At 56.0% G+C, this 607-nt stretch carries 1 protein-coding gene; it reads left to right on the top strand.

All coding sequences use genetic code 11. The annotated features are described in order from the left end of the window. Positions 1–231: 231 nt before the first annotated feature. Positions 232–607 (top strand): NAD(P)H-dependent oxidoreductase (locus tag AC1DRJ_RS31625; RefSeq protein WP_477805562.1); only part of this gene is annotated, 376 nt, incomplete at its 3' end.

The following is a 607-nucleotide window of genomic DNA, read 5'->3' as shown; positions in this document are numbered from 1 at the left end:
GCCAAGCTTGGCGCGGCACTGATCACTCTCTCCGATTGGGCCGAACCGCCCGTGCGTTATGCGGCAGGTTCGGACTCGCTGGGTGTGGTTCACGCCAAAATCGAGATCATGCTTAAACAGGCCGAATTGCTGGCACCGCTGTCCGCGTCCACCGACAGCGCGGCGACGTAAATCCCAGCATTGCGGGTAACGGCCGCCTTCCAATCTTCTTTTTTCAAGGCATATTCAGTTATGAGTAACATTTTCATCGTCAATGCGGGAGCCCAATACGGCGCGTCCGAGGGTAAGCTCAATAATCACTTCACCCAGATCGCCAAAGAGCTTTTTGAGAGCAATGGCCACCAGGTCCAGGTAACTCGCGTAGAAGACGCCTACGACGCTGAGTCCGAAGTACAGAAAATCCTCTGGGCGGACACCATCATCTATCAGATGCCGGCGTGGTGGATGGGTGCGCCCTGGACTCTGAAGAAGTACATTGATGAGGTCTTCTCCGTCGGTTATGGCCAGATTTTCGACAACGACGGTCGTACCCGTAGTGACGCGAGTCGCAAATACGGCTCGGGCGGTCTGCTGCAAGGCCGCAACTACATGCTGTCCGTGACCTGGA

This window comes from Pseudomonas sp. P5_B2 (genome assembly GCF_056400445.1).
Note: the sequence above shows the minus strand (reverse complement) of the source record. Positions and strands in the feature narration are given on the sequence as shown.